The sequence below is a fragment of the Sphingosinicella sp. genome (assembly GCF_052388015.1).
GTDB lineage: Bacteria > Pseudomonadota > Alphaproteobacteria > Sphingomonadales > Sphingomonadaceae > Allosphingosinicella.
On the sequence record NZ_JBQTIN010000057.1, the window covers coordinates 1 to 3,639 of the forward strand.

The 3,639-nt window shown below is 68.9% G+C and carries 5 protein-coding genes; 3 read left to right on the forward strand and 2 right to left on the reverse strand.

The window, feature by feature from the left end; translation table 11 throughout:
- The coding region (locus tag ACT4N3_RS05010) for a GTP-binding protein (protein WP_444854110.1) at positions 1–1,420 on the reverse strand (1,420 nt) is incomplete at its 3' end.
- A 104-nt stretch (positions 1,421–1,524) separates the two neighbouring features.
- On the opposite strand from ACT4N3_RS05010, the gene ACT4N3_RS05015 reads away from it, so the two are divergent.
- The gene (locus ACT4N3_RS05015; RefSeq protein WP_444854111.1) at positions 1,525–1,800 is read left to right on the forward strand and encodes a hypothetical protein; all 276 of its coding nucleotides are present in this window, start codon (positions 1,525–1,527) and stop codon (positions 1,798–1,800) included.
- On the opposite strand, the gene ACT4N3_RS05020 is transcribed toward ACT4N3_RS05015, so the two are convergent.
- The gene (locus ACT4N3_RS05020; protein WP_444854112.1) at positions 1,801–2,226 is read right to left on the reverse strand and encodes a MarR family winged helix-turn-helix transcriptional regulator; all 426 of its coding nucleotides are present in this window, start codon (positions 2,224–2,226) and stop codon (positions 1,801–1,803) included. It abuts the gene before it with no gap.
- Positions 2,227–2,298: 72 nt separating this feature from the next.
- Between ACT4N3_RS05020 and ACT4N3_RS05025 the strand changes: the two genes are divergently transcribed.
- Together ACT4N3_RS05025 and ACT4N3_RS05030 are read left to right on the forward strand one after the other, a co-directional pair.
- Positions 2,299–2,676 carry a VOC family protein gene (locus ACT4N3_RS05025; RefSeq protein WP_444854113.1) on the forward strand — a complete coding sequence of 126 codons (378 nt, stop codon included), beginning with the start codon at positions 2,299–2,301 and terminating at the stop codon, positions 2,674–2,676.
- A gap of 58 nt (positions 2,677–2,734) precedes the next feature.
- A partial coding sequence (locus ACT4N3_RS05030; protein ID WP_444854114.1) for a DUF885 family protein occupies positions 2,735–3,639 on the forward strand: 905 nt, incomplete at its 3' end.

Here is a 3,639-nt window from a genome sequence, read left to right on the forward strand (position 1 = left end):
TCTCGAACAGCCGGTTCATGATGCCGGTGCCGCGCGTGTCGGAGAGGAACTCGCCGTGATAGCCGATCAGGCCGCGCGAGGGGGCGGAGAAGGTGAGCCGCGTCTTGCCGCCGCCGGACGGGCGCATGTCGGTCATCTCGCCTTTGCGCTGCGCCATCTTCTCGACGACCGTGCCCGAATGCTCGTCGTCGACGTCGATGACGACCGTCTCATAGGGCTCCTCGCGGCCATTGGGGCCGTCGCGGAACAGGACGCGCGGGCGGCTGATCGAAAGCTCGAAGCCCTCGCGGCGCATCGTCTCGATCAGCACGCCCAATTGCAGCTCGCCGCGGCCGGCGACCTCGAACGCGTCCTTTTCCTGGCTCTCGGTCAGGCGGATCGCGACATTGCCCTCGGCCTCGCGCTCCAGCCGGTCGCGGATGACGCGGCTCTGCACCTTGTCGCCGTCGCGGCCGGCATAGGGACTGTCGTTGACGCTGAAGCTCATCGCCAAAGTCGGCGGGTCGATCGGGCGGGCGCGTAAGGGTGCGGTGAGGCCCGGATCGGCGATGGTGTTGGACACGGTCGCCTTGGTCAGCCCGGCGATGGCGACGATGTCGCCCGCCTTCGCGCTCTCGACCGGCACCCGCTCCAGTCCGCGGAAGGCGAAGACCTTGGTCGCCCGGCCTTCCTCGACGGCGGCGCCGTCCACGTCGAGCGCGCGGATCGGCATGTTGACGTTGAGCGTGCCGCTCTCGATCCGGCCGGTCAGGATGCGGCCGAGGAACGGGTCGCGATCGAGCAAGGTGGCGAGCATCCGGAACGGACCGTCGGCGTCGAGCCGGGGCGGCGGGACGTGGCTGACGATGGTCTCGAACAGGGGCGTCAGGTCGCCCGAGCGGACGTCGTCGGTCAGGCCCGCATAGCCGGCGCGGCCCGAGGCGTAGAGGGTCGGGAAATCGAGCTGCTCGTCATTGGCCTCGAGCGTCAGGAAGAGCTCGAACACCTCGTCCAGCACCTCGGCCGGGCGGGCGTCCGGGCGGTCGATCTTGTTGACGACGACGATCGGCTTGAGGCCGAGCGCGAGCGCCTTGCCGGTGACGAACTTGGTCTGCGGCATCGGCCCTTCGGCCGCGTCGACGAGCAGGATGACGCCGTCGACCATGCTGAGGATCCGCTCGACCTCCGCGCCGAAATCGGCGTGGCCGGGCGTGTCGACGATGTTGATATGGGTCGTCGTGCCGTCATGCTCCCATTCGACCGAGGTGCATTTGGCGAGGATGGTGATCCCGCGCTCCTTCTCCAAATCGTTCGAATCCATCGCCCGCTCCTCCACGCGCTGGTTGTCGCGGAAGGTGCCGGACTGGCGGAACAGCTGGTCGACAAGAGTCGTCTTGCCGTGATCGACGTGGGCGATGATCGCCACGTTGCGGAGGCTCATCTCAAAATAACTCTCGAAAGGGGAGAAATGTTCGCCCGCCTGTAGCGATTATGCTGCGCTGCAACAAGAGCGCAACCCGACGCCGCGCGAAGGGTTGAAGGGCCATGGACGAAGACCTCGAAAAGCTCAACCGCGAGGCGCTGATCGCCGAGGCGCAGCGGCTGCGTGCCGGCATCCGCGCCCATCGCGACGCCAGCGGGCATGGCCTGTGCTGGCACCACCCGCAGCTCTGGGGCCTGTTGCCGGAATCGATTCCGCCCGAAATCGCGGTGCCGGCCTGGCCGCAATTCCTGCGCGGCTGCCTCAAATATCGCGAATCGCTCGATCACCAGCGGCCGGACGCGCCGCGGATCGAAACGGAATATGATCGCGACCGCTGATCAGCGCGTCACCCGCTCCAGGATTTCGACGCCCCGCGCCAGCGCCCGCCGCTCATAGTCGGTGAGCGACGCCAGCCGTTCGACGAGCGCGCCGACCCGGCGGGCGCGGCCCTCCTCCAGCAATGTCCGGCCAGCCGCCGTCGCCTCGATGCGGACGCTGCGCCGGTCGCCCGGCGCCGCCTCGCGGGTCGCCAGCCCGGCCGCGACCAAGGCGTCGACGATCCGGCTCATCGTCGGCGGCCGGACCTGCTCGGCCGCCGCCAGCGCCGCCAGCGACAGCGGCCCGGCGAACACGATCACCGACAAAGCGGACAGGCGCGGCGCCGAAAGTCCGCTGCCGTCATCCTCGCGACGCAGCGTCCGGAGCAGCCGGATCGCGGCCGCGTGGAGCCGCCTCGCAATGTCGTGAATCTCGCCTTCCACCATCTTTACACCATATGTTAGCTATGCTAATTATTGTCCGAATCGAACTGTTAGCATACGGAGAGGTTCGAAGCCATGCCCCTGAATCCCATTCATATCGCCCAGATCGCGGTGCCGGTGCGCGATCTCGACCGCGCCCGCGCTTTCTATCGCGACACGCTCGGCCTCCCGCATCTGTTCGACGCTCCGCCGGGCCTCGCCTTCTTCCAGTGCGGCGAGACGCGGCTGATGCTGAGCCAGCCCGAGGGGCCGGAAAGCGCCGGCAGCTCGATCCTCTATTATGCGGTGTCCAGCGCGCGCGCGGCGGAGGCCGGGCTTGCCGGCGAGGGTGTTACCTTCGATGCCGCCGCGCATTGCATCGCCCGCATCGCCGACAAAGATGTCTGGCTCGCCGTCGCCCGCGACAGCGAAGGCAATCTGATCGGCCTGATGAGCGAGGAAGCAGCGGACTGAGGCGACTGTCGTTGCTCGAAAAATAGCGCGGCCCCGTCGCCGCCGCCGTTGCGCGGCGATGGCGCCGGCCCTAGGCGGACTCGTCTTCCTGGAGAGCCCGCAGATGCTCGATCGCCGTACCTTCCTCGCCAGCACCACCGCGCTTGGCGCGCTTGCCTTTGTCGGGATCGACGAGGCTTTCGCGCAGGCCGCCCCGGCGTCCGCCCCCGCCAGCGAACGCGACGCGGCGTTGGACCGGATGCTGATGGGCTGGTTCAACGAGGATCTGCGCGAGAACCCGCCCCAGGCGACCAGTCTCGGCCTCGATGTCGGCGAGCTTGCCAGCCTGCGCGGCGAGCTTGGCGACAACAGCCAGGCGCGGGCCGACGCCGACCGCGCCAAAGGCGTCCGCCGCCAGCGCGAGCTGACCGCCTTCGGCCGCGCCGGCCTCTCGCCCGCCGGCGCGCTCAATTACGACATCGCCGAGTTCCGCGGCGGCACCGCTTTGGTCGCGGCCAATTTCCGTTATGGCAATGCCGGCGGCCGGCCCGCGCCTTATGTCGTCAGTCAGCTCGGCGGCACCTATTACAACGTCCCCGACTTCCTCGACAGCCAGCACCCGGTCCGCAACGCCGCCGACGCCGATTTCTATCTGTTACGGCTCGGCCAGATTCCGCTCGCCCTCGATCGGGAAACCGAGCGGGTCCGCCACGATGCCGCGTTGCGCGTCGTCCCGCCCGATTTCGTGCTCGACAAGGCGATCGGCAATCTCCAGCGGCTGCGCGCCACACAGGCCGGCCAAACGACCCTGGTCGCCTCGCTCGTCCGGCGCACCCGCGAGGCGAACGTCGCCGGCGACTGGGAAGCGCGGGCGACCCAGACCGTCTCCGGCCCGATCGCCGCCGCGCTCGACCGGCAGATCGCCGCCCTTCAGGAGCTCCGCCGCAATGCCGTGCACGACGCCGGCTGCTGGCGGCTGCCGGA

What these genes read in the sequence shown, in the direction of transcription:
- ACT4N3_RS05015 (WP_444854111.1), top strand. Translation starts at nt 1,525, where the DNA reads ATGGACGAAGACCTCGAAAAGCTCAACCGCGAGGCGCTGATCGCCGAG.
- ACT4N3_RS05020 (WP_444854112.1), bottom strand. Translation starts at nt 2,226, where the DNA reads ATGGTGGAAGGCGAGATTCACGACATTGCGAGGCGGCTCCACGCGGCC.
- ACT4N3_RS05025 (WP_444854113.1), top strand. Translation starts at nt 2,299, where the DNA reads ATGCCCCTGAATCCCATTCATATCGCCCAGATCGCGGTGCCGGTGCGC.